This window comes from Halalkalibacter sp. HAAS-P013 (assembly GCF_056619925.1).
Map to the genome: position 1 here is coordinate 271,565 of NZ_JBWQTU010000001.1, position 26,141 is coordinate 297,705.

General features: G+C 37.7%; 28 protein-coding genes. 11 read left to right on the forward strand and 17 right to left on the reverse strand.

What is annotated here, in order from left to right:
• Positions 1–140: 140 nt before the first annotated feature.
• Together nirD and nirB are read right to left on the reverse strand one after the other, a co-directional pair.
• A complete protein-coding gene (gene nirD, locus AC1FXP_RS01485; protein WP_480058155.1) occupies positions 141–461 on the reverse strand; it encodes a nitrite reductase small subunit NirD in 321 nt (106 codons plus the stop codon).
• A gap of 22 nt (positions 462–483) precedes the next feature.
• The gene (nirB, locus tag AC1FXP_RS01490) at positions 484–2,895 is read right to left on the reverse strand and encodes a nitrite reductase large subunit NirB (RefSeq protein ID WP_480058156.1); all 2,412 of its coding nucleotides are present in this window, start codon (positions 2,893–2,895) and stop codon (positions 484–486) included.
• A gap of 348 nt (positions 2,896–3,243) precedes the next feature.
• On the opposite strand from nirB, the gene AC1FXP_RS01495 reads away from it, so the two are divergent.
• The 4 genes from AC1FXP_RS01495 (at position 3,244) to AC1FXP_RS01510 (ending at position 6,642) form a co-directional block, all read left to right on the forward strand.
• Positions 3,244–4,554, forward strand: a complete 1,311-nt coding sequence (locus tag AC1FXP_RS01495; protein ID WP_480058157.1) for a NarK family nitrate/nitrite MFS transporter — start codon at positions 3,244–3,246, stop codon at positions 4,552–4,554.
• 403 nt (positions 4,555–4,957) lie between these two features.
• Positions 4,958–5,539, forward strand: coding sequence for a hypothetical protein (locus tag AC1FXP_RS01500; protein WP_480058158.1), 582 nt, complete (start codon positions 4,958–4,960; stop codon positions 5,537–5,539).
• 11 nt (positions 5,540–5,550) lie between these two features.
• Positions 5,551–6,009, forward strand: a complete 459-nt coding sequence (locus AC1FXP_RS01505; protein ID WP_480058159.1) for a hypothetical protein — start codon at positions 5,551–5,553, stop codon at positions 6,007–6,009.
• A gap of 114 nt (positions 6,010–6,123) precedes the next feature.
• Entirely contained in the window at positions 6,124–6,642 is a 519-nt protein-coding gene (locus AC1FXP_RS01510; RefSeq protein ID WP_480058160.1) for a CBO0543 family protein, read from the forward strand.
• 173 nt (positions 6,643–6,815) lie between these two features.
• Here AC1FXP_RS01510 and AC1FXP_RS01515 read toward each other — a convergent pair whose 3' ends face one another.
• The 8 genes from AC1FXP_RS01515 to speD all read right to left on the reverse strand — a co-directional run bounded on the left by AC1FXP_RS01515 (position 6,816) and on the right by speD (position 14,174).
• A complete protein-coding gene (locus AC1FXP_RS01515) occupies positions 6,816–8,081 on the reverse strand; it encodes a LysM peptidoglycan-binding domain-containing protein (protein ID WP_480058161.1) in 1,266 nt (421 codons plus the stop codon).
• Between the two features lie 139 nt (positions 8,082–8,220).
• Complete coding sequence (gene fabF / locus AC1FXP_RS01520; RefSeq protein ID WP_480058162.1) at positions 8,221–9,456, reverse strand: beta-ketoacyl-ACP synthase II; 1,236 nt, start codon at positions 9,454–9,456, stop codon at positions 8,221–8,223.
• Positions 9,457–9,480: 24 nt separating this feature from the next.
• Positions 9,481–10,425, reverse strand: a complete 945-nt coding sequence (locus AC1FXP_RS01525) for a beta-ketoacyl-ACP synthase III (RefSeq protein WP_480058163.1) — start codon at positions 10,423–10,425, stop codon at positions 9,481–9,483.
• Positions 10,426–10,731: 306 nt separating this feature from the next.
• Entirely contained in the window at positions 10,732–11,007 is a 276-nt protein-coding gene (locus AC1FXP_RS01530; protein ID WP_480058164.1) for an acylphosphatase, read from the reverse strand.
• Positions 11,008–11,178: 171 nt separating this feature from the next.
• Complete coding sequence (locus AC1FXP_RS01535) at positions 11,179–12,339, reverse strand: cyclic nucleotide-binding domain-containing protein (protein ID WP_480058165.1); 1,161 nt, start codon at positions 12,337–12,339, stop codon at positions 11,179–11,181.
• Positions 12,340–12,814: 475 nt separating this feature from the next.
• Complete coding sequence (locus AC1FXP_RS01540) at positions 12,815–12,982, reverse strand: hypothetical protein (RefSeq protein ID WP_480058166.1); 168 nt, start codon at positions 12,980–12,982, stop codon at positions 12,815–12,817.
• 9 nt (positions 12,983–12,991) lie between these two features.
• Positions 12,992–13,255: an alpha/beta-type small acid-soluble spore protein gene (locus tag AC1FXP_RS01545; RefSeq protein WP_480058167.1), complete on the reverse strand. Its 264-nt coding sequence runs from the start codon at positions 13,253–13,255 to the stop codon at positions 12,992–12,994.
• Between the two features lie 112 nt (positions 13,256–13,367).
• Positions 13,368–14,174 (reverse strand): adenosylmethionine decarboxylase, encoded by an 807-nt coding sequence (gene speD, locus AC1FXP_RS01550; RefSeq protein WP_480058168.1) that lies wholly within the window; start codon positions 14,172–14,174, stop codon positions 13,368–13,370.
• 189 nt (positions 14,175–14,363) lie between these two features.
• Between speD and AC1FXP_RS01555 the strand changes: the two genes are divergently transcribed.
• On the forward strand, positions 14,364–15,497 hold the full coding sequence (locus AC1FXP_RS01555) for a zinc-dependent alcohol dehydrogenase (RefSeq protein WP_480058169.1): 1,134 nt from the start codon (positions 14,364–14,366) through the stop codon (positions 15,495–15,497).
• Positions 15,498–15,791: 294 nt separating this feature from the next.
• Positions 15,792–16,220, forward strand: coding sequence for a hypothetical protein (locus AC1FXP_RS01560; protein ID WP_480058170.1), 429 nt, complete (start codon positions 15,792–15,794; stop codon positions 16,218–16,220).
• A 68-nt stretch (positions 16,221–16,288) separates the two neighbouring features.
• On the opposite strand, the gene AC1FXP_RS01565 is transcribed toward AC1FXP_RS01560, so the two are convergent.
• Together AC1FXP_RS01565 and AC1FXP_RS01570 are read right to left on the reverse strand one after the other, a co-directional pair.
• Positions 16,289–16,588, reverse strand: coding sequence for a DUF3219 family protein (locus AC1FXP_RS01565; RefSeq protein ID WP_480058171.1), 300 nt, complete (start codon positions 16,586–16,588; stop codon positions 16,289–16,291).
• 60 nt (positions 16,589–16,648) lie between these two features.
• Complete coding sequence (locus tag AC1FXP_RS01570) at positions 16,649–17,563, reverse strand: CBASS cGAMP-activated phospholipase (protein WP_480058172.1); 915 nt, start codon at positions 17,561–17,563, stop codon at positions 16,649–16,651.
• Between the two features lie 154 nt (positions 17,564–17,717).
• On the opposite strand from AC1FXP_RS01570, the gene AC1FXP_RS01575 reads away from it, so the two are divergent.
• The gene (locus AC1FXP_RS01575; RefSeq protein ID WP_480058173.1) at positions 17,718–17,879 is read left to right on the forward strand and encodes a hypothetical protein; all 162 of its coding nucleotides are present in this window, start codon (positions 17,718–17,720) and stop codon (positions 17,877–17,879) included.
• 52 nt (positions 17,880–17,931) lie between these two features.
• Here the strand turns inward: AC1FXP_RS01575 and AC1FXP_RS01580 are convergent, their stop codons facing one another.
• The gene (locus AC1FXP_RS01580) at positions 17,932–18,951 is read right to left on the reverse strand and encodes an NADH:flavin oxidoreductase/NADH oxidase (RefSeq protein ID WP_480058174.1); all 1,020 of its coding nucleotides are present in this window, start codon (positions 18,949–18,951) and stop codon (positions 17,932–17,934) included.
• A gap of 15 nt (positions 18,952–18,966) precedes the next feature.
• Positions 18,967–19,260, reverse strand: coding sequence for a putative quinol monooxygenase (locus AC1FXP_RS01585; RefSeq protein ID WP_480058175.1), 294 nt, complete (start codon positions 19,258–19,260; stop codon positions 18,967–18,969).
• Positions 19,261–19,455: 195 nt separating this feature from the next.
• Between AC1FXP_RS01585 and AC1FXP_RS01590 the strand changes: the two genes are divergently transcribed.
• Complete coding sequence (locus AC1FXP_RS01590; RefSeq protein WP_480058176.1) at positions 19,456–21,243, forward strand: S9 family peptidase; 1,788 nt, start codon at positions 19,456–19,458, stop codon at positions 21,241–21,243.
• Between the two features lie 356 nt (positions 21,244–21,599).
• Here the strand turns inward: AC1FXP_RS01590 and wrbA are convergent, their stop codons facing one another.
• The 3 genes from wrbA to AC1FXP_RS01605 all read right to left on the reverse strand — a co-directional run bounded on the left by wrbA (position 21,600) and on the right by AC1FXP_RS01605 (position 23,551).
• Positions 21,600–22,271: an NAD(P)H:quinone oxidoreductase gene (wrbA, locus tag AC1FXP_RS01595; protein ID WP_480058177.1), complete on the reverse strand. Its 672-nt coding sequence runs from the start codon at positions 22,269–22,271 to the stop codon at positions 21,600–21,602.
• A gap of 144 nt (positions 22,272–22,415) precedes the next feature.
• Positions 22,416–23,027, reverse strand: coding sequence for a flavin reductase family protein (locus tag AC1FXP_RS01600; RefSeq protein WP_480058178.1), 612 nt, complete (start codon positions 23,025–23,027; stop codon positions 22,416–22,418).
• A gap of 74 nt (positions 23,028–23,101) precedes the next feature.
• Positions 23,102–23,551 carry a MarR family winged helix-turn-helix transcriptional regulator gene (locus AC1FXP_RS01605; RefSeq protein WP_480058179.1) on the reverse strand — a complete coding sequence of 150 codons (450 nt, stop codon included), beginning with the start codon at positions 23,549–23,551 and terminating at the stop codon, positions 23,102–23,104.
• A gap of 472 nt (positions 23,552–24,023) precedes the next feature.
• Here AC1FXP_RS01605 and AC1FXP_RS01610 point away from each other — a divergent pair, with 472 nt between their 5' ends.
• The 3 genes from AC1FXP_RS01610 (at position 24,024) to AC1FXP_RS01620 (ending at position 26,128) form a co-directional block, all read left to right on the forward strand.
• Positions 24,024–24,506 (forward strand): YqeG family HAD IIIA-type phosphatase, encoded by a 483-nt coding sequence (locus tag AC1FXP_RS01610; protein ID WP_480058180.1) that lies wholly within the window; start codon positions 24,024–24,026, stop codon positions 24,504–24,506.
• A gap of 60 nt (positions 24,507–24,566) precedes the next feature.
• Positions 24,567–25,103: a DUF3189 family protein gene (locus AC1FXP_RS01615; RefSeq protein ID WP_480058181.1), complete on the forward strand. Its 537-nt coding sequence runs from the start codon at positions 24,567–24,569 to the stop codon at positions 25,101–25,103.
• A gap of 104 nt (positions 25,104–25,207) precedes the next feature.
• Positions 25,208–26,128: a VanW family protein gene (locus tag AC1FXP_RS01620; protein ID WP_480058182.1), complete on the forward strand. Its 921-nt coding sequence runs from the start codon at positions 25,208–25,210 to the stop codon at positions 26,126–26,128.
• Positions 26,129–26,141 lie beyond the last annotated feature (13 nt).

Genomic DNA, 26,141 nt, shown 5'->3' on the forward strand with positions numbered 1-26,141 from the left:
CCTATCCATTTCACTAGCTTTTTAAATAACTTTTATTACCTTACACATATAAGATTACTAGATATTCGAATAAAACAATGTGATTTTTATCACAAATACCACTTTCATTCGTGACAAATTATTGAATACGTAAAGTGATGTTAAACAATGAGAAAAACATCTTCTCCGTCTATTTCAATTGAAAATGTTTTGACAAGTCCTTTATCAGGAGCTTGAACTTTCCCATCAACTAGTGAAATAATCCAATCATGAATCGGACAATAAACAAATTCACCACTTACTAGACCATCGGCCAATTTTCCACCCTTTGGATGCGGACTGTTGTTTTCGATTGCTCGTACCTCTCCATTTGATAGTCGAAACACAGCAATTTCTTCATGATCTATAACAAAAACTTGTCCAATCATACTTGGTAGTTGATTATAATTACAAATATTAATTCGAGTTCCAGTAGAAATCATTAGATTCCTCTCCCTTCTATTTTTATAATTTTAATAATTCACGCTTTGAATAATAAGCATTACGGATTTGCTCTTCTTCTACCGCTTTTTGCCAAGGCTCTTCATAACGTACAAGCGTTTGGTTTAATCTCTCATTTAACTCATTTCTTGTTTTTTCATTGGCTAAGACTTCCTTGACATGGTTTAACCCAACACGCTCAACCCATGTAGATGTTCTTTCTAAATATAGAGCTGTTTCACGGTAATATTGTAAATACGCTCCTGTAATTTCATAAACTTCTTCTTCTGTTTTCACTTTGCATAACAAGTCTCCAGCTCTTAGGTCTGTTCCACCGTTTCCTGCTACGTAAATTTCCCATCCTCCATCAAGACCGACAATTCCTACATCTTTAATCCCTGCTTCTGCACAGTTTCGTGGACAAGCAGACACACCCATTTTTACTTTATGCGGCGTATCAAGACGTTCAAAACGTTTCTCTAATTCAATTCCTAGACTCATAGAATCTTGAGTACCGAAGCGGCAAAATTGTGCTCCAACGCAAGTTTTAACAGTACGTAACGTTTTTCCGTAAGCATAACCAGAAGGCATTCCTAACTCTTCCCAAACAGCAGGCAATTGTTCTTTTTCTAGTCCATATAAACCAATTCTTTGCCCGCCCGTTATTTTTAATAATTGAACATCATATTTCTCTGCAATATCCGCTAATTTGCGTAAATCTTTGGCTGTCGTGACTCCACCGTACATTCTCGGAATGACTGAGTACGTACCGTCTTTTTGAATGTTTGCATGCATTTTTTCATTCACTAAACGGGAATCTCTTTCATCCGCGTAGTCAGGGTAAATCATCCCTAAGAAATAATTAAGAGCAGGGCGGCATTTTGAACAACCTTCTTCGTTTTTCCATTGCAATACATTCATAACTTCTTTAATTGTTGTTAATCCTTTTTCACGGATCTCTTCAACTACTTCATCACGACTTAATGTTGTACAACCACAAACGGTCTTTTTCTCGGCTACTTGCTCATATTCATCTCCAAGAGTGTAGGCAATGATATCTTGAATAACAGGTTTGCATCGTCCACATGAGCGACCCGCATTTGTGCATCCTCCGACTTGCTCAACCGTTGTGACCCCTTCTTCTTGAATTGCTTGAACAATCGTTTCTTTGCTAATCCCATTACATCCACAAACGACCTCATCATTTGGCATACTTGCCACATCATTTGTTTCAGCTTCTCCTGATTGAAGAAATGATACAGACGTAAAGTCAGATACATCTTGTTTTTCATTTAGCATTTTAAACAATCGGTTGCTATCTTTTGTGTCACCGTATAAAACAATCCCTACAATACGATCATCACGAACTAATACCTTTTTATAGATTCCTTCATATTCATTGTGAACAACAATTGCTTTAGACGTGTTATCATCGTAAATTTCACCAGCTGAGAAAAGGTCAATCCCTGAAACTTTCAATTGTGTTCCAGTTATAGAACCTTCATAGCCTTTATCTTTCTGATTGCAAAGTACTTGTGCCAACACTTTTCCTTGCTCATAGAGAGGAGCAACGAGACCGTAAACAATCTCTCTATGTTCCGCACATTCACCAACTGCATACACGTGCGGAATGTTTGTTTCCATAAAGTCATTTACAACAATCCCTCTGTTTACGTAGATTCCGCTTTCTTTTGCAACCTCAACATTTGGTTTGATGCCCGCAGCCATTACAACTAAATCAGCTTCCGATTCTGTACCGTCTTTGAATCGGATTCCTTCAACTCGATTTGAACCAGTTAGTTCGACCGTTGCTTTTTCCATTAGGAAGTTCATTCCTTGTGATTCTAATTCTCTCTTCAACATATTTGCAGCAACTGCATCTAGTTGTCGTTCCATTAAATGTTCCATTAAATGTACAACATCTACTTTCATTCCTAAATGAATCAATCCTTTTGCAGCTTCTAACCCTAACAATCCTCCACCAATGACGACGGCCTTTTTGTATTGCTTTGCAGTTTGAATCATATCCTCACAATCTTTAATATCGCGAAAACCGATGACACCTTCTTTATCTGCTCCAGGTACCGGCAAGATAAATGGCAACGACCCTGTTGCTAGAATCAATTCATCATAAGCTACTTCTCGTCCCTTTTCTGAAATGACAAGTTTTTTATTGGTGTCAATGCCAATTACCGTCTCACCAGTAAATAGCTGAATATTGTTTGATTCATACCAATTTAGATCATTAATAATCGTTTCTTCAAATGTCGTGTTCCCTTGTAACACATTTGATAACTGAATACGATTGTAGTTAGGATGAGGCTCATTCCCGAAGATTGTAATCTTAAATAAATCACGGTTAAGTTTTAATATCTCTTCTATGACGCGAACGCCTGCCATTCCATTTCCTATCATGACTAACTTTCTCTTTGCCATCAATTATCCCTCCAAGTTGTTCAGTAATTCACATTCTTTATCTACTGCTCATTGTAGGACAAAAATTTCATCATTTATGTGAGAAAGGTCACACTTCCAAAAATAATGTTCAAGTTTTCACAAGGTGTTGGTTAAACAATTTATTCATATTTATTATTTATTTTTTTCAACTTGTCTTCCCCTGTTTTTTTCCTATTATATATAAAACATAAAACAAGCTTTTGTGCTTTGCAAAACATTTAGGAATGTGACATTCATCACTTTCATGCAGATGGTTACTTTGTATGATTTGAGTATGAAAAAAAGATGTATTTCAAATATATTAATCCATTATTGGGGGAAATCGACATGGGAAGAATAAAAGAATGGAATCCAGAGAACAAAGAATTCTGGGAAAAGGAAGGAAAAAGGCACGCAAAAAGAAACTTATGGATCTCAGTTCCAACACTAATGCTTGCCTTTATCGTTTGGCAAATCTGGTCAGTTGTAGCAGTTAGGTTGAATGACATTGGTTTTGCATTTACAGATGAACAATTATTCACGTTAGCGGCTATTCCAGGACTTGTTGGTGCATCACTACGATTTGTGTATACATTTGCTGTAGGGAAATTCGGCGGTAGAAACTGGGTCGTATTTTCGACAGGGGTTCTATTAATCCCTACAGTAGGTATCGGTTTTGCTGTTCAAAATCCTGATACACCTTACTGGGTCATGTTGCTGTTAGCTGCATTATGTGGACTTGGTGGAGGAAACTTCTCTTCTGCTTTAGCAAACATTAGTTTCTTTTTCCCGAAAAAAGAAAAAGGAACAGCGCTTGGTATTAACGGTGGATTAGGAAATATGGGGGTTTCTGTTGTTCAATTCGTAACTCCACTTATCATTGCAGTAAGTACATTTGCTTTTATTGGCGGAGAAAGTCAAGTGTTAGCAAATGGCCAGGAAATTTGGTTACAAAACGCGGCATTCATTTGGGTCATTCCTATTGTTGTGATGACAATTGTAGCGTATTTCGGAATGGATAACCTACCAACTGCTCAGCAGTCAGTAAAAGACCAGTTTGTTATTGTCAAACGTAAGCACACGTGGATCATGACTATTTTATACGTTGCTACATTCGGTTCATTTATTGGATACGGAGCGGCATTTCCATTATTATTACGCTCTCAATTCCCTGACTACGTTGCATTAGCCTTTCTAGGTGCCTTTTTAGCAGCTGCATTTAGACCTGTAGGTGGATGGGTTTCTGATAAATTTGGTGGTGCTCGCGTAACAACTTACGTACTTGTTGCTATGACGCTTGGAGCCCTTTCTGTTATTTACTTTATTGGGCAACAAAGCTTTGTTGGGTTCTTAGTATCGTTCTTACTATTATTTATTGCTGCAGGCATGGGTTCTGGTTCAACATTCCAAATGATCCCTATCATCTTCCCGGTAAAAGAAGCAGCGCCTGTTTTAGGATTTACAGCAGCCTTTGCCGCATATGGATCATTCTTTATACCGCAGTTATTTGGTTGGTCTGTATCAACAACTGGTACACCAATTTCAGCATTGTATTACTTCATTGCATTTTATGTGATCTCGATCGGCCTTAATTGGTATTACTACCAAAGAAAAAATGCAGAAATTCGCTGTGATGACTTCAGCAAAAAAGCTGCTTAAAACAATGAATTTTTAAAAAGTGCAATAATACCATGTAGGGAAATAATGTTACTAGCATACTAATGACCAGACCTATTCTGCAAATTGAATAGGTCTTTCTTAATAACTTCACAAAAAGAGTCTATTCTTTTTGGATTAATAAGAAAGAATTGTAAATGATAATTACTAAGAGTAAAACGACTAACAACAGATAAGGAAATACAACATGAACAACTTCAGGCCAACAAATCATGAACGACGATATAAAGCTCACGTGAGTACACTGGGTACAACGCAATTGCATTTGCGAAATCCTTTTATCATAGCTTGGTGGTCAGCCGCATTTCCAGGTTTTGGACACTTGCTATTATCAAAGTACCTTAGAGGTTTCACCTTATTTATGTGGGAGATTTTCATCAATAATATGACAAACTTAAACTTGTCTATGGTTTATTCATTTACAGGCAATATCGATCTGGCTAAAGAAGTTCTCGATCCAAAATGGTTTTTGCTTTATATTCCTGTCTATCTATTTTCTATTTGGGATAGTTATCGAACGACTGTTGATATGAATAGATTATTTCTCCTCTCTGAACGAGAAAATGCAGATTTTAATACATACAGTATAGGTGCACTAGAAATCAATTACTTAGATAAAAGAAGACCTCTAATGGCTGCTATTTGGTCACTATTTTCGCCGGGTCTGGGACAGCTCTACATTCATCGTGTCGTTACAGCCCTATTTACAACTGTATGGACGATTGTTTTTGTTTATTTTTCGAACCTACTAGTTGCTGTTCATTATCTTTTTTTAGGAGAAATAGCTCAAGCTACACAAGTACTTGATCCACAATGGTTACTATTCATACCTTCTCATATTGGTTTTGCTGTTTATGACTCCTATGTAAATACAGTGGAAAATAACAAACTATTTGAAAGTGAACAAAGAAAATTTTTAAAAAAGAGCTACCAGCAGTTCCGCGTGAAATTCCAAAGTGAAACGTGAGGTGAGAAAAGTTGCAAATTTTTTCAACTTATGAACACTCCTCTTACCTAGAATTAGCTATAACAGCTTTAGAAGAAATAGGAATTGGAAAAGAGAACATACTTGCTGTTCCTCTTTATAATCGAGTGGAAGAAAGAAGATTGTTTGACACATTACACCGAGCAGATGGAGTTAGCTTGTTTGATAAGGGCGCTGCAATTGGAACAGCTTTCTCTGTCATTGGGGCAAGTGTTGGATTTATATTAGAATGGGGTCCTATTTATTGGGGCCTAATTGGTGCAGCGAGTGGATTTATATTGGGTTTTATCATTGATTACTTTCTCTTTAAAATAGTTCATAAAAGGAAAAGGCAAATCAAAGGAAAGAAGTCTGAAGTAGTTTTGGTGATAAATTGCACGAAGGACCAAGTCGAAAAAGTTGAAAAAATTCTCTGGGAAAACCTCGCTTTAGGGGTTGCTAAAGTAGATTGAATTAACAACGAAAGGTTCGAATCATACAAGGTTTCGTGTCTAGTTTAAGGCAATGAAAATGTATTATAAGAAATTATTCGGGAAGCATTTTAATGAAGGAAGGATTGATGCTCAATGAAAAATAATAAATCGCAGAAGACTTTTTTAAGAGTCTTACTCTTTGTTACATTAGGATTGTTACCATTCTTACTTAGAAAACCGCCAATTAAAGATTGGTTAATGGTTTTCTTCTTTAATGCAACTACAAATGGAATAATTGATCAAATTATTGTTAAACAAAATACGGTTAAATATCCTGTTCGTTTTTTACCAAAGTTATTTAAAAAACATATCTTATTTGACTATTTAGTGTATCCTACCATTACCATTATGTATAACCAAATGACTTATAAAGATAAGCCCATTATGATATTCTTAAAATTGTTATTTTTCTCAATTCCAATGTTATTAGTGGAACTTTGGGCGGAGAAAAAAACTGATTTAGTTGAATGGAAAAAGGGATGGAAATGGTATCATACTCTCATTAGTGTTACGATTAAGTCTTCAGCAACCAGATTCTTCATTGGAGTCGTTAGGTATTTAGATAATAAACAGAAGATGAAGATAAATCAATTTAAAGAAAATGAAACATAATCGGAACCAATAATTAATACATCAATAAAGCCAACACGCTCAGAAATTCCTGAGCGATTTGGCTAGTTAACTATTATGCGATTTACACTGTGTATGTTATCTGAATTACTTTTAAGTATTTCTTCACATTACCGGAATAGCTAATAATGAATAAGGTTTATTTTTTATAGATTCTATTTCTGTACGTTTATATGCTGGTCCATATATACCCAATTCTGTGGGAACGGCAATCGAGTTTCCCAATAAGTAGCTCCTAATAGCCCGTAAAAATCAATCAGTTTGTATTTTTCTTCATAGCTACGTATATCTTCAAACCATACAATATGCCCTTCTGTCCCCACCCAATATAAAAAGTTCGGTGACATTGCCGTCGGATCAAAATTAATAACAGCACCGGAATTAATAGCTAGATTTTGCGCAGCATTTAGCGACAACCCTCTCGTTATATTTGTACCAAGTATCCAATCATATCCATACATCGGCAAGGCAATTTGCAGTTTGTTTCGGTCGATTTCTGTTAAAGAATAACGAATCACTTCTTCTACCCACCAAATTGGACTTACCGGATCAGGGGGACCACCTGGATAACCATAATCCATTGTCATAACAGCGACAATATCAGCAGCATCAGCAATCCCCCGATAATCATGGCCGCCGATAATTGGATTGGTTGGGATATCTACTGTCTTCGCATGAACATTCACATGTAAAACCAAATCTCCTAATGCCGTTTTCAATTCAGTTAAAAAAGTAACAAAATCATTTCGCCTTGGTGGTGGAATGAATTCGAAATCAATACTAATCCCACCATAGTCCTTTTGCTCGACAAAATTCATTAGACTTCGAATTAGATTTCCTCGATAGGTTGGATTTTCAAGGACTCTTCCAGCTAATTCTGCACTAAACACTCCTCCCGCTGTAATGTTTCGGATCATTAACAATGGGACAACATTTAATTCACGGGCTCTTTCAGGAATTTGATTATCGGGAAGATCTACATACGCCCATCCTTCTTCCGTAAAAGAATAGGAAACAACGGCTAAATACGTTAATTGATCCGCAAACTGATCAAATACTGAGAGGAAATAAGGAATGGAATACGGGACGAAAAATCCTAATGTTGTCATGTTCATTTTTAAAGGTGTCGGCACAGTAATTCTTTGACCAATTTGAAGAAAATAAACGTTTATTTGCGGATTCGCTGCTAAAATTGCTTCAACCGTTGTTTGATACCTTCTAGCGATCGACCAAAGCGTATCCCCAGCACTTATTTCATAGGCACGATTGGTAAGCGTATTAGCAGGAATATACAGTGCTAAACCTGGGACAAGTAAAGGTGACTCTAACCCATTGACTTCCATTAAGGTTGGTATGGGAACGTTATAAAGTTGTGAGATTCTCCACAATGAATCGCCGGTCTGTACGACATGAATAGCCATTTTCTCACACCCCTTTTTTCACATTTTATGGGGGATCCTCAGGCATATTCCTATAAATAATTGATTAAGTTCTTCTTACAAGAATGATATTTTTGACATAAAAAGAACCTAATCAAATTGATGATTAGGTCGGTAAAAATTATATTTTTTTAAATGCCAACGTGACATTATGACCACCAAACCCTAATGAGTTCGAGAACACAACGTTGACTTCTTTTTCTTTCGCTACATTCGGAACATAGTCTAAATCAAGTTCTTCATCAGGCGTTTCATAATTGATCGTCGGTGGAATAATCCCGTCTCTCATTGTTAACAAAGAAAAGATCGCTTCAATTGCACCAGCAGCCCCTAGTAAGTGTCCAGTCATTGATTTCGTTGAACTAATGGAAAGCTTATAGGCATGCTCACCAAAGACGTGCTTAATTGCAGCTGTTTCATATAGGTCATTATAATAAGTACTTGTCCCATGAGCATTAATGTAATCTACTTCTTCTGGAGATATTCCACTATCAGACAGTGCTAATTTCATTGCTCGTTGACCACCTTCTCCTTCAGGTGCCGGAGTGGTAATATGATGAGCATCACCAGTTCCTCCGTATCCAACGATCTCTCCATAAATCGTCGCTCCACGCGCTTTTGCATGTTCTAATTCTTCTAAAATGAGAACACCTGAACCTTCGGCTATCACAAAGCCATCACGATTTTTGTCAAACGGACGACTTGCAGTCTTGTGATCTGGATTTGTAGATAAGGCCGTCATATTGGCAAATCCAGCAATCGTCATATCTGTAATTGCAGCTTCTGTTCCACCGGTAATCATCGCGTCAGCCTGACCATTTTGAATGACACGAAATGCATCACCAATGGAATTAGCGCCTGAGGCACAGGCTGTTACTGAACAATTATTAATTCCTTTCGCTCCTGTCTCAATTGACACCCTTCCTGATGCCATATCAGGAATTAGCATTGGGATAATAAAAGGACTCACCCGTTTTGGTCCTTTATTTAAAAAGCGTTTATGTTGCTCTTCAAACGCATCCAATCCACCAATTCCAGAACCAATCCATACGCCCACACGTTCAGCGTCAATGTTATCACCCATTTGTAGTCCTGCGTCATTCACAGCCATCTTACTTGCTGCAATAGCAAATTGCGTGAAACGAGCCATTCTTCGTGCTTCTTTTCCATCCATAAACTCAGATGGAACAAACTCTTTTACCTCACCAGCAACTTTTACGTTAAACTGGTCTGAATCTACTCTACTTATCGGTCCTATACCAGAGATACCCTGTTTCACATTGTCCCATGTTGTGAAAACATCATTTCCTAACGGTGTCACTGCTCCAATTCCCGTTACAACCACGCGTCTTTTCATTTGTTTCCTCCCCTTTTTAACGTATTATCTTCCCCATCTTAAACAGATCGAACCCCAGGTTAATCCTCCACCAAAACCAACCATGACAATGACATCGTCTTCATGAATGTTGCCATTTTGAATTTCTGAATAAAGTGCCAGTGGAATCGATGCGGCAGATGTATTTCCATGTTCTCTAACAGTGGTTGAGACTCTTCCTTTCTCAAGTCCTAGCCGTTCTCTTGCTGCTTCGATAATTCTCATATTGGCTTGGTGCGGGATTAGAAAATTCACATCTTCTTTCGATAAACCAGCCTTTTCTACTACGTTCAAGCTAGATTCAGGCATTTGCCTTACTGCAAACTTAAATACTTCTCTCCCATTCATTGCCACAAAGTTCGAATCTTTTTCTACCAATAAATGATCAGAACCACTTCCATCAGCACCTAAATCAAATGACAGAATACCTCTTTCTTCTGAAACGGCACTTAATACAACGGCTCCGGCGCCATCACCAAATAACACACACGTATTTCGATCAGACCAATCAACAATTTTGGAAAATTTTTCACTACCGATAACCAAAACATTTTTATAAGTACCACTTTGAACAAACTGTTGGCCTGTAACGACTCCATAAACAAAGCCTGAACAAGCAGCACTAATGTCCATTGCCGCTGCATTTTTAATTTCTAGTGCACCTTGTACTAAACAAGCTACAGATGGAAACGGATAATCCGGAGTTGCTGTCGCTACTAATATTAAGTCGATATCTTCTGCTTCAATACCAGCATCACGTATCGCCTCTTTCGCAGCCAAAATTGCCATATGAGACGTATCAATATCATCACCAGCAATTCTACGTTCCTCAATTCCAGTCCTTGTCCGTATCCATTCATCATTTGTATCTACACGTTTTTCTAAGTCACGATTTGTTACAATGTTTTCTGGAACAAACGCACCAATTCCGATGATACCAACACGCTTCATTTCATCACCCTAACTTTAATTATGACTAGGTCATAATATCTCCTATAAACTATATTACAGCATGTCCTCTTATTTTTGAAGGACATGCTGCGATTTTTTCTTTGTATTTTGGACTTTCATAAGAAAGGTTGTCTCAAATCAGTATCTGCTTCTAAGTCAGCCCCCTTTGAAACAACTTCACTTGTTCATTTATTTTTACCTTTAAAACGTCGTTAATCCAGTCTTTTTTACTGTGTAAGGTTGCGTCTTCATTGTTCCACAGTTTCTTAAATTAATGGCTCACTTCTTGAACACAATATTCTCGGATTAGTAGACAATTGAAAAGGATGTATACTGCTTTGTTTCTTCTTGTTCGTATAACTCAACATCTGCAACTTTTGAAAACATAGGACCTTTTTTCACCGCTTGAATGAATGCTGACATGTCCTCTCTAGAGCCTTCTGCATCGATCTCAACGGATCCATTTTCTAAATTCCGAACTGTCCCTTTAATGTTGTACTTTAAAGCTTCATGCTGAGTAAAATAACGAAACCCAACTCCTTGAACCTTCCCGTGAGCGATTGCCTGATAACGTACTAACATCAAATATCCCCCTTCACTGTTTCTACAATCAGGTTACCTAGTTTCGCAAAAAATTAAAAGCAAGAGGAGAGTACCAATAATAAAGGTTGGATATTGATCTATTGGTACATCCCTGAAGAAGTGAATATAGTGGCTACATTTTTAACTTTTTCATGCCTAGCTAAATGATTTTTACAGAGTTAAGAATTCTGTAAAACCTAAAATAAATAGCACCCAGATCCCAATCAACATATGAGAGATTGAAACTCCCACAAGAGAACGTTGACGCGCAAATATCCATCCCCAGTACAGACCAGGCAGAAAAGCCGTTAGTGCAAACCAAACATTAATATGCGAATGTGCCATCGCAAACAATAAATTTGATAACACAATTGATATGAGTACTTTTCTTTTGGTATCGGGAAGAAACTTGTACAGAGCAGATTGTAGTCCTGCTCTTGCGATAAACTCTTGAACAATCGAAAACAAAATATAGACAATAACGGAAAATGCAAACATGGAATACGTAAATCCAATGTCTTCAAACGTTGCTTCTATGTTGATTAAAGGAATATGAGAAAAAGCAGGGATAAACGTAATTAACCCCCACTTTAAGATTAAGAAAAACAATAAAATAGGGAGTGTCAATAGGATCGCTTCTTTACTATGCTGTTTCCAATTTTTCATAGTTACGCCAAATGATTCAAACGAATAGCCGCTTTTTTTCATAATCATCACCATAACTAATGCAAAAATGATTAGTATACTAATATCAACATAGGTGGAAACACCTATTATTTCAATAAATACGGTAAGTGAAATTAACAAAAGCGTGTAAATAGATGTTACTGTTAATAGATTGGTTGTTAATAAGCCTAATGCTTTATATGATTTCTTTACCTTCGTTTCTTTGTCGATCATTAGTTTGTTTTTTTTATCTAATTCGGTCGAAAGCTGAGAAACGACTTTGCTCAATAAGCGTACTTGAAGATCCTTATATCGATCTGCCAAAAAGAGCAGCCCTACATTTATTTTGATAACTGATGTCGTCTCTTGAGATATGAACGTTTCAGGTTGATGACCAGATTCATTATAGAGAGAACACTCTCCAAAAACATCTCCATCCTTATAAGTAGAAACAAGGTTGTGGCTTCCTTTATAGAGGCTAACCATTCCATTTTTAATCATATATAAGGACGAATTCGGTTCCCCTTCTTTTATAATGCTTTCACCTTTTTTAAAATGAACAAGCTCGGAAAACTTACTAAGCATTTTCACCTCATGTTCGGTTAAATCGGCTGTCAGATGATTGTTTTTCATCTCAGAGGATAAATCTATGTTTGTGTTAATCACCTGAATCTTCTCCTAGTATAATAATTTCATAATAACTATTATACTGTAGTTGAGATTTAGAATGAAGGTAAGATGCGTTGTTAATTTTTAGTTGTTCGTATAATTCATGCTGAAATACTATTTTCTTATTATCTCTCTATTTGCATTAAGAGGGGACTTGTCAATCAAGAAACTATAAACGTTTATTATATACACTACTTTTTTATTTTAACTGCTTACATTGGCATTACGTATTTTAACGTCTTAAAACTATAATCGTTTTATGGGAGAAGCGATCGATCAATACTCCCGCTCGCAAGCAAAACAAAAACCATGGAAGAATAATCGCTACTGAGCCTAATGAAATATAAAGAGTATTATCTGTTAGCGTTGTTGCAATCCATGGTATCGCTAACAGCGTGAACACCGACACAAAAAAGGAGATACGAAAAGTACCTCCTCACCAACCGTTATTTGATAACAAAATCTCACTACTTCAGCCAGTTCTAATCCGCTTGCGTCTTGATGGTAGTTCTTGCTGCTTTTCAGCTAACTCATTTCGTTCTCCACCATCTGATAATTCCTCTGTAAATTCATGTTCATATTCTTGTTCTTGCAATAGATGCTCTACCGGTTCTTCACAAACATCACTTCGTCTCTTCATAAGATCACCTCATTTATTTTGGTTTTGCTGTGCCATTCTAATCATTTCTTTTACCATGCTCCCCCCAATTTTCCCACCGACTTCACCTGCTTGTTTGGACGTAAGGTGACCGTTGTAGCCTTTTTTAAATGGAACATGTAAGTCTTTTGCCACCTCATATTTTACATTCTCAGGATTTGATGCTGTGAATCCTTCTCTAGCCATCACTTGTCCTTTGAATTGATTAACCGCTTGTTCTGCTTCAGGTACAAGTAATCGTCTTCTGCTCGCCATTTGATTCAACTCCATTTCTACTCTTATCATTCCCTTTCTAAGAGAAATCTTTCATCCATATAATAATGAAATAAGGTGTTCCAACGGTCTAAACTAACCATTGAAACTCTTATTAGTGAATGTTTTTCCCGTAAAAAATCTCATCCATCTCTGTCGTTAGCTTTGCGGTTATTTCTTCCGCTTCTCCTGGATGTAAATTTACCTTTGTTGCACCGAACAAATAATTATCGAGATCGAATTCCTTTAGTTTACATTTCGTGTGAAAGATATTTTCTTGGTAAATATTAACATCAATCATGTCATACAATTTTTTCACTTCATCCGGTATGTAATTTTGGATGGAATTGATTTCGTGGTCAATAAATAACTTTTGTCCTTGAATATCCCGTGTAAAACCACGAACACGGTAATCCATTATCATAATGTCCGTTTCAAACGAGTGAATCAAATAATTCAGAGCTTTTAAAGGTGAGATTTCTCCACATGTTGAGACATCGATGTCTGCTCTAAACGTACTAATCCCTTCTACCGGATGATATTCAGGATACGTATGAACGGTAATGTGACTTTTATCTAAAGACAAAACAACTGATTCTGGCAAAGGACCAGGTGATTCATCATATGATTCGGTCGGTACTTCTACTACTGGTCCCTCTGATACTAGTAATGTGACACTCGCCCCTTGTGGAACAAAATCTTGCTTGGACACATTTAACACATGCGCACCGATAAGCTCTGTTACATTTTCAAGGATTTTCGTAAGACGATCGGCATTATATTGCTCATCAATATATTCTAAATAAGCTTCGCGCTCAGCCTTCGTTTTCGTATAGCATACATCATACATATTAAAACTTAATGACTTTGTTAAATTATTAAATTCATGCAGCGTCACTCGTTGTTCTGGTGTTATTTTCATGAATAAGGTCCCCCTTATTTCCCATTATCTTGTCGGTCTCGGGTATTATATTTTTTATGTTACCCATCTTTAATAATCTAAATCAGTAATCCTCACACCGCATAAAAGATGTTAATAATTTACTGACGTTCGAAGTTACTTAGTGGAAATACTGAAGATGTAAAAAAGATAAATGAATGGAGTGTCATCATGAGAGCTGTAACATATCAAGGTCCGAATCACGTGGAAGTGACGAACGTAGAGGACGCTAAAATTGAGAAACAAGACGATATTATTGTTAAAATAACGAGTACAGCCATTTGTGGCTCTGACCTACATTTGTACCAAGGCAACTTCCCTGTTCCAAAAGGATATAGCATCGGTCACGAACCAATGGGAATTGTAGAAGAAGTTGGGCCTGATGTAACAAAAGTAAAAAAAGGAGATAGAGTCGTTGTTCCTTTTAATGTAGCGTGTGGTCACTGTATTTATTGTGAACATGATCTTACAAGCCAATGTGACAATTCTAACCCACACTTTGATTCAGGTGGATACTTTGGCTACACAGAGAAATTCGGCAATCATCCAGGCGGTCAAGCTGAGTACTTAAAAGTCCCATTCGGTAATTTCACCCCATTTGTCATACCAGAATCATGTGAGCTAGAGGATGAAGCTCTTCTCTTTTTATCCGATGTCCTACCAACCGCATATTGGAGTGTGGAGCATGCAGGTGTAAAAGAAGGAGATACCGTTATTGTCCTAGGTTCCGGACCAGTTGGTCTCATGACGCAAAAATACGCATGGAGAAAAGGCGCCAAACGTGTAATTGCTGTTGACTATTTAGATTACCGCTTAAACCACGCGAAAAAAACAAACAATGTTGAGACATTTGACTTTACCGAGTTCCCTGACATGGGTGAACATTTAAAAGAAATCACTTCAGGTGGAGCCGACGTGGTCATTGACTGTGTGGGAATGGACGGAAAGAAATCTCCACTAGAGTTTATTGAACAAAAATTAAAGCTTCAAGGTGGTACTCTCGGCCCGATTCAAATTGCTACAAAAGCCGTTAGAAAAGCTGGAACGGTTCAATTAACAGGGGTGTATGGCAGCCATTATAATAACTTTCCATTAGGCCCATTCTTCTCACGAAACGTCACGATAAAAATGGGACAAGCTCCTGTCATTCCGATTATGCCGACATTATATGAGCAAATTGTCAATCATGAGTATGATCCAAGAGAAATCATTACACATATTGCTACCCTTGATGATGCGAGTGAAGCGTACAAGTTGTTTAATAATCATGACGATGATTGTATTAAGGTTGTACTGAAGCCATAAATCTTGTTGAAAGAATAATTAGCATTAGAGAGTACAGTGATACACTTTCTAATGCTCTTTTTCTGGGAATCAGCCTCTATTCTGTATCCCAACTTCCCTTCTACTTCCACTATCTTGCGTACCAGAAGGTCTCCCTTCTATTTTTCTTTGGTTTCACAAACCCTATTCCCCCATTTCTCCTCTATAACCTCCTTTTTACACAGCTATCCCATAAAATTCAAATTCTCTCAAATTCATAGTGTCACATTTACCCATAGATGAATATCTTGGTTTTAGAAAAGGAGGAGAAAATCAATGCACAATCAGCAAATGAATCAAATGCCACAAGGTCAACCAGTTCAGCACGGAATGATGCCACAGCAACCACATACGGCGATGGATCCTACTATGCAACAACAGCCACAAATGGGATTAAGTCCTGATGATCTTCAACAATTACATGATTTATGTCAGAGGTATCATCACCACTTAATGCAATTTGAAACGGCAGACGGGCAAGTTCATGATGGAATTATTGATGGAATCGATCGTAATGGTGTGAACATGCTTATGCCAGTTGGGGATATGGACCGCGATGACGAAACAGATCTTCGTTATGGAGGTTATGGCGGATTCCCTGGATATGGCTATGGTTATGGTTTCCCTAGAAGATTTCGTCGTTTCAGACGTCATCATTTTCCATTCCATTTCTTAAGAAGGTTCTTCTTCCCTTATTTTTATTAATCCAATGAGAGGATGACGTTGTTATTCCTTTTTACTTTTGTCATCCTCTCCTCTTTTTTGCATGCTATTTAAGCTATCTCAATGAGTTTGAGGTGAAACACCCCTACATTATTTTCTTCATACAAATTCGTAAATGACGTAGAATAGTTATGGATCGTCCCCTTGAACGCTATCTCTTCTGATGGAATCTTCACATCAAAATTCATTTTATAGAGCAATGTAGTGATTTTGTGATATTCCTCTCCACTTCTCACTTTAAAATCAAAAGTGATTTTCGTTAAAGATTTCCCTTCACTTGATTCTACCTGCTCAGACCTGAAACTGATTACCCGAATTGATACATCGTTTAAAAAGACTTCCGTTACCACTATCCTCACCTCATTTACTCTATTTTGTATATTTATATGCTTGCAGTTGCATATATACTATCATTCTAAATCTAAAAACTTCTTAATTTCATCTTTTTTCTCTTCGAACACATGCTGTCCTAATACAATTAATTCATCGACAAATGTCACATCATCAAAAGGAATTTCATCTCCTAAATCCCGATTCAAACGAAAATATCGACTGCCTAAAAGAATTTGACAGTGATAGGAGATCGATTCAGACGAGAGGTCAAGAGCTAAATCAAGTAACTTAGGTTGAACTTTCATCGTCATTAAACGAAAAGGCAGCCATTTTTTTATTCCCCAATATTTATCTGGTTCAATGTTGTATTCAATGTCTTGTAATCCTGTTCCAAGCGATAAAATCTTCAAGTCGGCTACATTCAACTTGAAATAATCGAGTGCCTCTGTAATACAAACTAATGATGGATTATTGGCCCATAACCCTCCATCAACAGATAAATATTTATTTTTAATGTTGTTTGGTGGAAAATAAACAGGTGCTGAACAAGATGAGAGCACAGCATCCCATAATTTAATTGATAAATCATCGCTCCCAGGATGACCATAATTTGACCGGTATACATACGGTTTTCCATGAGTAACATCGACCGCTGGGATTAAAAGCGGTTTCGCTATATCCGATAACGTTAGATTCCCGAACATTCCCTTAAAATATTGGCGCAAATCCTTATCACTATAAACACTTTTAAATATCCCAATTTTCGCCTGTCGCTTAAAAACCTTCTTTCCAAATTGCTGATAGCTATCTAATACATCAGACATGCTTTTTTCTAAAATAACCGAAGTAGCAATAATTGAACCTGTGCTCGTTCCTGCTACGAGATCAAATAAATTCGTAATCGGCTGGTTGTATTCTTCTTCGAGCGCTTGTAAGATCGCTACTTCAAACACTCCTCGAATCCCACCACCGTCAAGGCATAAAATCTTCAAGATCCTCACCTTTTCATGCTTAGTTTTAGTCATAGCATTTACCTACTAATGAAGCACTATAACAACAATTCCAAATCATTACATTTTCCAAGTCGGTATAGAACATCTAATTTAAGAGAATTTTATTATTGAATAAGTGAAGGAGTTGATCCGAATGGAGTCAAATAAACCTGTAGAATTTGATCGCTACACAGCGGCAGATTTAAGCCCTGACATGCTAGAGAGAATCGTATCGTTAGAAGACGAAATTAAAAGCAGCACCGATAAAGATGTTGTTTTAATTGCGTACGAAGAAAGTCAGCATAATGCAACTTAGGATAGAAAAGGTATCCAACAGGGTAAAAAATCCTTGATGGATACCTTTTTTATTAGAAACTATACCCTGCTCGTAACGCATTCGGAGTTAAAATTTCTCCACCTAATGCAAGCGACGCTTCATTCGCCCAAAACGGGCTGCGAAGCATTCCTCTACCAACAGCAACAAGATCCGCTTTTTCTTCACGTACAGCCTCATCACTAAACTGAGCATCTTCCATTCTTCCAACGGCAATAACAGGAACATCTAGTGCTTGTTTCACAGCTACTGCAAGGTCAACTTGATATCCTTGACCAGAATATTCTGGTCCGTTGTTGCTTTCTCCACCTGAAGAAATATGGAAAATATCCACGCCTTCTTCTTTATACTTCGCAGCAAGCTCAATTGCATAATTTACATCGTAGCCTTCTTCAGCGTACTCTTTTGCTGAAATACGCATAATTAAAGGCATCGATTCTGGCATCACTCGACGCGCAGCTTTTATGATTTCACGTCCCAATAAACTTTTATCTTGCCCGTATTTATCTTCGCGTTTATTTGTAAGCGGAGATTGGAACTGATGAATTAAGTACCCATGAGCTCCATGAATTTCAATCGTATCCACACCAGCTGCTACCGCGCGCTGAAAGGCTTGTTCAAACTTCACTACCATCTCTTCTACTTCTTGTGTGGTTAATTCTCGAGGCGCTTTATAATCATCGGAAAAAGCAACAGATGTTGAGGAAACAGGAACCTCTGCATCTTCTGCTTTCCGACCAGCATGTGCAATTTGAATGCCTACTTTCGCGCCGTAGCTTTGGCAAGCCTTCACAATTCGTTCAAATGCCGGAATATGATCATCAGACCAGATTCCTAAATCAAAATCAGAAATTCTTCCATCCGGCTCAACGTCTGTCATCTCCATAATAATTAACCCTGTCCCGCCAATCGCACGACTTGTATAATGTGTGAAATGCCAATCATTTGGCTTCCCATCTTTTGCTGTAACAGAGTACTGACACATCGGCGGCATAACAATTCTATTTTTCAGCTGTAATCCTTTATATTCAAATGAATCTAACAAAGTTGGCATAAATCGTCTTCCTTTCTAATACTTTCTTGAAACAGCAAACTGCTGTACTTGTGGAGGAGTGGCAAACCATTCGCCTGCTCTAGCACCAAAATTTTTAAAATGCTCCGTTTGATTATGGAACCGAACTGCAGCTTCATCTCTCCACTCTTCGACCATCACAAATTTCGTTTTTTCTTCTGTATCTTCATACAGATGATATGTAATGTTACCTTCTTCCGCTTTCGAGTTCGTAATTAAGTTCTGAACATGATCAAGAAACAGCTCTCTTTTTTCTGGCAACACATGAAGATAAGCATGAATAACAACCATAACGTTCCCTCCAACTACATGTTTTTTATTTATGTATCCAGTGTTAAAAAATAACAAAGGCAACATCTACACTATAATCATTTACGAAATCAATAGCAAAAAATCTGCTTATTCGAAATGGAAATATTTAGAATATCGAAGCGATCTGTTAAAATAGAACTAGCAATCTATTTATCAAATGAAGGAGTGAGATATTTGATCCAATTCCCTAAGCCTGATGTGGAACAATTTTTTCGTACATACGCGATTTCTACGTTTGCTGTAAGCAAGGATGAAAGCAAACTCATTTTCAGCAGCAATTTAAACGGGAAAAATAATCTATGGACAATTGACTTTCCAAACCAGTTTCCTTCTCTATTTGCTCAAGCGGACCAGCAATGTAATTTCATAAAAATGGATCCTGACAATCGCTTCGTCTTAGCTGGATTTGACGATGACGGTGATGAAAACTATCATATTTACGCCCTTCCTGAAGAAGGAGGAAAACCACAACCACTTATTACAGGTGACAAAACCGATAAGTTCTTTTTTGCCGACCAATCAAAAGACGGAAACATCCTCTATTACATTACGAGTAAAAACAATTCTCAGTATTTAAACATTCATCGTTATAACCTGAAATCCAAAAAGGATACGATTCTTTATAAGGGAGTAGAAGCACCGACATACCTTTATGCTGTTGCGAAGGATGAAGCAAGCTTTGTCACAGCTCGAATCTTTGCCAACACGTACCAAGTAGCCTATCTTCATATTAACGGTGAAGAAGTGCTGCTTACCCCTTCAAAAGAAGAGGTACACACCGTATCTAGCCCTGTTTATGTTGATGAATCAACTATTTATTTTGTGACTAATTATGGTGAAGAGTTTTCCTATATTGCTTCATTTGATATTCCTAGCCGAACGTTCACACCACAATTAAAACTAGAACAAGAAAATGTTGAGTTCATTAAATGGAATGAAAAACAAAAGAAGCTGTACTTTGCAACAGAAAAAGGCGTAATCGATCACCTTTATTCTTTTGAACTAGGTCCAACATCTCCAAAGCGTATTGAATGCCCAACGGACGTTATAGAAGAGCTTGTTGTCAGTGAACAAGGCAGCCTTTATCTTCGCGGCAGAAGCGCAACCGTTCCAAGCAATATTTATGTACAAAAAGCAGATCAACCATTTGAACAGATAACAAAAAATAACGTCCTAGGTGTCTCCGAAGAACAAATGGTCGAACCTGACGTCATCACATACAAATCGTTTGATGGGATGGACATCGAAGCCCTTCTCTTCAAAGCAAAACCAGAACTCTCAAATGGCTATACGATCTTCTGGCCACACGGTGGACCACAATCTGCGGAAAGAAAATGGTTCAGAGCAATGTTCCAATGCTTTTTAAACCGCGGCTATACGATTTTTGCACCGAACTTCCGCGGGAGTACGGGCTACGGTGCATCTTTTACAAAGCTTGTTGAAGGAGACTGGGGTGAAGGCCCTCGACTTGACTGCGTACACGGCATTGAGTGGTTATTCGAACAAGGAATTACGAATAAAGAAAAGCTATTTGTCGTCGGCGGCAGTTATGGTGGCTATATGACGTTGCTTCTTGCTGGAAGACATCCTGAATACTTCCGAGCAACGGTTGATATTTTTGGAGTGAGCAACCTGTTCACGTTCCTTAATTCTGTTCCAGAGCATTGGAAACCAATTATGAAGCGCTGGTTAGGTGATCCAATTGAAGACAAAGAACGCTTAGAAAAAGATTCACCGATTACGTATTTAGATAACATGGTCAAACCAATGCTCGTTATTCAAGGGGCCAACGATCCTCGAGTTGTGAAAGAAGAATCTGATCAAATTGTAGACGCACTTAAAGGAAACGGTGTAGATGTGGAATACCTTGTTTTAGACGACGAAGGGCACGGATTCTCGAAAAAAGAAAATGAGATTAACGTTTATGAGAAGATGCTCGATTTTTTGGAGAAGCATCAGTAAGGAGTTTAAGAGGCGCTTGAGTGGTGCCTCTTTTGTTGTACCACGGCAGATTTTGATGAGTTTTTAAAAATTAAACAAACGTTTGATTAATCGTGTCGAAATTTAAACAAACGTTTGATTAATACTTGTCAGCAAAAGTCGAGATAAGGGGTATTGCTTTGAAAATAGTAACTTAACTTGTTATTTTTAAAGGTTACCACCATTTTCTTTCAAGCTCGGAAAAAAGAATCTCCTTTCCTTTCCTGGGCAAGCGCATAAAGCAACATTTCCATACGATTCTCGACGTTTCCTACCATCTAACCAGACAAAAAAACACCCTCGCATAGAAAAGCTTCTATTAGCGAGGGTGTTTTTTGTTATTGATTACCTTTTTTAATCCACTCAGCAACTTGAACTGTACGCTTCGCTTGGTACTTCGCTGCTTCTTCTACATTTTCTTGCATCTTTCCATCTTGACCTACTGTTACACTTGTTCCGTACGGGTTCCCGCCTGAAGCAAATAGTAACGGATCTGTGTAGCCAGGTGATGCAACGATCGCACCCCAGTGGTACATTGTCGTATAAAGGGATAGAATCGTTGCTTCCTGCCCACCATGTGCATTACTTGCTGAAGACATCGCACTAACCGCTTTGTTAGCAAGTTTTCCTTCAAACCATAATCCACCAGTTGTATCAATGAATTGCTTCATTTGAGCTGCCATGTTACCAAAACGAGTCGGAACACTGAAAATAATCGCATCTGCCCACTCTAGATCATCTAATGTAACTTCTGGTACATCTTTTGTTTCTTCGACATGTGCTTTCCATGCTGGGTTTGATTCAATCGCTGCTTCAGGTGCAAGCTCAGGTACTTTAAGGACTTTTACTTCTGCACTTGCTGCTTTCCCGCCTTCTGCTGCCCACTTTGCTAGTTGGTAGTTCGTACCTGTTGAACTGTAATAAATAATGGCTAATTTTACGTTTGACATATTTATCGTCTCCTCTTCATTTTTATTAGTTTGACCAAATAACTTCTTAATAAAACTCATACCCTCTCACACTCCCTTTTTATATGTACTTACACATGAAGACCATCACCACCTTAAACTAGTTCTAATTTATATAAAACGAGTTCATACAATATGAATTCGAGATATGCGTCATGGAAAGTCCTTACGATGTAGAAGGGCTATTTATTCTGGACGGTCAAGCTCAAAGGTCTCTCCTAACTTTGAATAAGCATACCCAGCTAAACGGCTGACTGGTTGTAAATTTGAAGCATCAATTCTCCCGTTTTTAAACAAATCTTCTCGAATGTGGTATTGAACGACACGCCCAATTAATAATTCACAAGAAGGACTCTCATCTGTTCCACCAAGAGATAACGCTTTTTCAAGCACACATTCCATCCGAATCCTTGCTTCCTTAATACCCGGTACACCAATTCTCAAACTATCAACGGGTGTTAAGCCTGAATCTGCCACTTCACTTTCATCTGAAGGAAGATTTTTCGCGGTCATGTTGATTTTTTCAATATAGGATTCATCAGAAATATGAACAACGAATTCATTACGCTCAATCGCATTTCTCGATGTATCTTTCATTTGTCCGTCTTTCCGACCGACAGAAACAGAAATCAACGGCGGGTTTGACGAGACGACATTAAAGTAACTAAATGGTGCAGCGTTTAAGACGCCCTCCTTTGATAGAGTTGTCACGAATGCAACCGGTCTTGGAATAATGCTTCCTGTTAAAAACTTATAATTCTCCCGTTCAGCTAGCTTGTTTGGATCAATCGACTTCATTTTAGCCCCTCCTGCACGCTTCCATCATACTACGAATTCATATAACTCCAATTCGAGATAATTAGGTAAAAAAATTAGAGCTCTTGTGCATAAAAGCCTAATTTTTTTAATTGTTCAATCATTAGTTCCTTTTCTTCCGCTTTAAGCCCTCCAAAGATTTCTTCAATAGCTTCTTTATGTTTCGGAAAGATTTCTTCCATTAACTGAGTTCCTTCCTCTGTGATTGCCGCATACGTAACGCGACGATCTTTAGGACATGGCTGCCTTTTTATATACTGTTTCTTCTCAAGTTTATCGACTACATACGTGATACTGCTACTTGCAAGTAACACTTTCTGGCCAATTTTTTGAATTGGTTGATCACCTTTGCTGTAAAGAAGTTCAAGAACACCAAATTCAGTAGGATTTAAACCATACCCCTTGATATCTTCTTCGACTCGTTTAGTTATGGCTTGCATCGCACGAGTCATGACAACAAATAATTTGAGCGATTGGTCTTGATTATTTACTTCGGTTGACTTCATATGATCAAATCCTTAAAAATATCTCAGTTTCGAAGTAATTATACACAAGAACCTTACTGAGTGTCAAATAAAAATTTTTATCAATTAATACCTATGTAATGATTAAGGCCTAAATTTCCCTCTTTATAAAAAGATGAATATTAACCTCTAGAGGATTATAAATCTAAATTAAAAGTTCGGGATCGCATTGCTGCTCCAACCTGTATTAACTTATTGTTGAATTCCCACAAATCCCCATAACCGCTCCGAATTTATAAACGAATCTCAACTTATATTTAATACAAGCGTTTAATTATATCTAGAACGTTAACTGTCCAAATATTTGTATTAAAAATTGATTCCTTGGTCTAACATTCATCTGATACTATTCTTGCTGTAAGCAGTATTACTATTACTAAACAGTTTGTCTAGATTTTGCTAAAATAAGAAATGATGATACACATACTTAAACATAAAGGCAGTGAATGATAACATGAAATATTTCAAACCAGACTTCGAGCTTCACCACTTCTCAGATATTACAGCAGATTGGTTAAAGAAAAACCAAATCAAAACAATCTTTTCTGATCTTGATAGTACTCTTGCTAGTCACGACCGTCCTGCTGGTGACGACCTAAAGAATTGGATTGCGATGTTAAAAGAACAAGGTGTGCAATTAATCGTTGCATCGAATAATAGTCAAGGGCGTGTCGATCGTTTTTGTGAGCCGAATGGCATTATTGGGTTTGGGAAATGTAACAAACCGGCTGCGTCAAGAATTGAAAAACATATGAAAAGCGTTGGTGCGACGAAAGAGACAAGCCTCTTTTTAGGGGATCAATTATTTACTGACGTTTGGTGCGGGAAACGTGCGGGGATGAAGACGGCTCTTGTGAAGCCGATTGGTCAAGAGCATGAGCCGATTCAAATTGTACTTAAACGGAAACTTGAGCGTTGGGTGAAAAGTCGCTGGTAAGTATAATGCGCAGTATGAGTGGGAAACTATCTTATCCCTTTTAATAAGAGGTGATTTGACATGATCTATATATACAATTGTTACGCAGGGACCCACTCTTCTGCCCTTTGTGCAGCTTATCATTTAAAAAAGATTCCGAATGACCGAGTTCCAACGAAAGAAGAGATTTTAGGAATTGATACTTTTAACAAATTAACGTCAAAATCTTTAGGGAAGCTTATTTATCACGGGAAAGATGAAGAAGGCAGTCAGGTGTTTACACTTGGTCGTGGTCTTTCTCATAAAATGGTGACAGCAATGAGCGAGCTCCTTCTGTTGTTAGAGGGTAAAGGCTATGAGCATGAAAAAGTGATCTGTTCCAACGCGTCTCCTACCGTTCCGCTTCAAATGACATTTGGCGGGTTGTTTTCGCACAAAATGCATATTGATTTTATCGGTATTCCTTTGCTTGTGAAAGGAGCACAAAAAACGTTTCCGAACATATCAAAGTTAGTTGAAAAGACAAAGCAAGCTGCAAAAACCTCCACGAATTCAATTGAAGTGCTTGAGAATAAGGAATTGGAAGTAAGTAAGATCTCAAATATCATTTCGCGATGAAGATTCAGTTGCTAACTGGGTCTTTTTTTCTTCACTTCACTCCCCAATTATCACATGAAAACCTCTCCATAAACTCATACTAAATACAGGAGGTAGTGTAGCACATGATACATATTTTTCTTGGATTTCTTTTGCTTTTTGTTCCTTTTTCCGATATTGCCGATGACTTATTAATTGAATATAAAGATGAGACCATTGCGTCAGTAAATCGATCTGATTTTACGAATGACATATTAGGAAGAGAAATGATCGATCATGAGAAGTATGACCAATTGGTACAACAAATGGATCAGCTCACATTTGAACCTCCAGTAAACGCTCAGATTGATAAATTAGGGAACCTCGTTTCTGAGCAAGTTGGGTACCGGTTAAACAAGTATAAGTTCAAACAGGTATTTTATCATTATTATTATGGCAAAGGTTCGATGGAGATAGTTGTTCCAAGACAGGTACTTCACCCGCGAGTAGATAGTGAACTTCTTTCTGATATCCGTACTCGGAGAATTGGTCAGTATGTTACTTACTTTAATAGTCGTAACAAGCAACGCTCTCATAACATAAAATTGGCTACAGAATCAATTAATAATCAAGTTGTTTTCCCTGGAGAAACGTTTTCGTTTAATCAAATTGTTGGAAAGCGGACAAAGGAAAGAGGTTATCTTCCGGCTCCTGTCATTGTCAGAGGTGAGCTTTCTGAAGGAATTGGTGGTGGTATCTGTCAAGTATCTTCTACTTTGTATAATGCAGTCGACCGGGCGGGATTAGCCATAGTTCAGCGTTATTCTCATAGTCGCAGGGTTCCTTATGTTCCGCGTGGTCGTGATGCGACAGTCAGTTGGTATGGGCCTGATTTTGTTTTTCGAAATGAATTGAATCAACCGATATTATTGCAAGCAAGAGTATATGGCGGGCAAATGAGTGTCGTTGTTCTTTCCTCTGATTCCATCAATGTAGAGCAACGCAATGTGCCACGTGCACCGCAAAAATTACCGAGAGAAATTAATATAGAAGAGGATGACCAATAAGGAACTAGTTCCT

What these genes read in the sequence shown, in the direction of transcription:
- nirD (WP_480058155.1), bottom strand. Translation starts at nt 461, where the DNA reads ATGATTTCTACTGGAACTCGAATTAATATTTGTAATTATAATCAACTA.
- nirB (WP_480058156.1), bottom strand. Translation starts at nt 2,895, where the DNA reads ATGGCAAAGAGAAAGTTAGTCATGATAGGAAATGGAATGGCAGGCGTT.
- AC1FXP_RS01495 (WP_480058157.1), top strand. Translation starts at nt 3,244, where the DNA reads ATGGGAAGAATAAAAGAATGGAATCCAGAGAACAAAGAATTCTGGGAA.
- AC1FXP_RS01500 (WP_480058158.1), top strand. Translation starts at nt 4,958, where the DNA reads ATGACAAACTTAAACTTGTCTATGGTTTATTCATTTACAGGCAATATC.
- AC1FXP_RS01510 (WP_480058160.1), top strand. Translation starts at nt 6,124, where the DNA reads ATGAAAAATAATAAATCGCAGAAGACTTTTTTAAGAGTCTTACTCTTT.
- AC1FXP_RS01515 (WP_480058161.1), bottom strand. Translation starts at nt 8,081, where the DNA reads ATGGCTATTCATGTCGTACAGACCGGCGATTCATTGTGGAGAATCTCA.
- fabF (WP_480058162.1), bottom strand. Translation starts at nt 9,456, where the DNA reads ATGAAAAGACGCGTGGTTGTAACGGGAATTGGAGCAGTGACACCGTTA.
- AC1FXP_RS01525 (WP_480058163.1), bottom strand. Translation starts at nt 10,425, where the DNA reads ATGAAGCGTGTTGGTATCATCGGAATTGGTGCGTTTGTTCCAGAAAAC.
- AC1FXP_RS01530 (WP_480058164.1), bottom strand. Translation starts at nt 11,007, where the DNA reads ATGTTAGTACGTTATCAGGCAATCGCTCACGGGAAGGTTCAAGGAGTT.
- AC1FXP_RS01540 (WP_480058166.1), bottom strand. Translation starts at nt 12,982, where the DNA reads ATGAAGAGACGAAGTGATGTTTGTGAAGAACCGGTAGAGCATCTATTG.
- AC1FXP_RS01545 (WP_480058167.1), bottom strand. Translation starts at nt 13,255, where the DNA reads ATGGCGAGCAGAAGACGATTACTTGTACCTGAAGCAGAACAAGCGGTT.
- speD (WP_480058168.1), bottom strand. Translation starts at nt 14,174, where the DNA reads ATGAAAATAACACCAGAACAACGAGTGACGCTGCATGAATTTAATAAT.
- AC1FXP_RS01555 (WP_480058169.1), top strand. Translation starts at nt 14,364, where the DNA reads ATGAGAGCTGTAACATATCAAGGTCCGAATCACGTGGAAGTGACGAAC.
- AC1FXP_RS01560 (WP_480058170.1), top strand. Translation starts at nt 15,792, where the DNA reads ATGCACAATCAGCAAATGAATCAAATGCCACAAGGTCAACCAGTTCAG.
- AC1FXP_RS01575 (WP_480058173.1), top strand. Translation starts at nt 17,718, where the DNA reads ATGGAGTCAAATAAACCTGTAGAATTTGATCGCTACACAGCGGCAGAT.
- AC1FXP_RS01580 (WP_480058174.1), bottom strand. Translation starts at nt 18,951, where the DNA reads ATGCCAACTTTGTTAGATTCATTTGAATATAAAGGATTACAGCTGAAA.
- AC1FXP_RS01585 (WP_480058175.1), bottom strand. Translation starts at nt 19,260, where the DNA reads ATGGTTGTTATTCATGCTTATCTTCATGTGTTGCCAGAAAAAAGAGAG.
- wrbA (WP_480058177.1), bottom strand. Translation starts at nt 22,271, where the DNA reads ATGAGTTTTATTAAGAAGTTATTTGGTCAAACTAATAAAAATGAAGAG.
- AC1FXP_RS01600 (WP_480058178.1), bottom strand. Translation starts at nt 23,027, where the DNA reads ATGAAGTCGATTGATCCAAACAAGCTAGCTGAACGGGAGAATTATAAG.
- AC1FXP_RS01605 (WP_480058179.1), bottom strand. Translation starts at nt 23,551, where the DNA reads ATGAAGTCAACCGAAGTAAATAATCAAGACCAATCGCTCAAATTATTT.
- AC1FXP_RS01610 (WP_480058180.1), top strand. Translation starts at nt 24,024, where the DNA reads ATGAAATATTTCAAACCAGACTTCGAGCTTCACCACTTCTCAGATATT.
- AC1FXP_RS01615 (WP_480058181.1), top strand. Translation starts at nt 24,567, where the DNA reads ATGATCTATATATACAATTGTTACGCAGGGACCCACTCTTCTGCCCTT.
- AC1FXP_RS01620 (WP_480058182.1), top strand. Translation starts at nt 25,208, where the DNA reads ATGATACATATTTTTCTTGGATTTCTTTTGCTTTTTGTTCCTTTTTCC.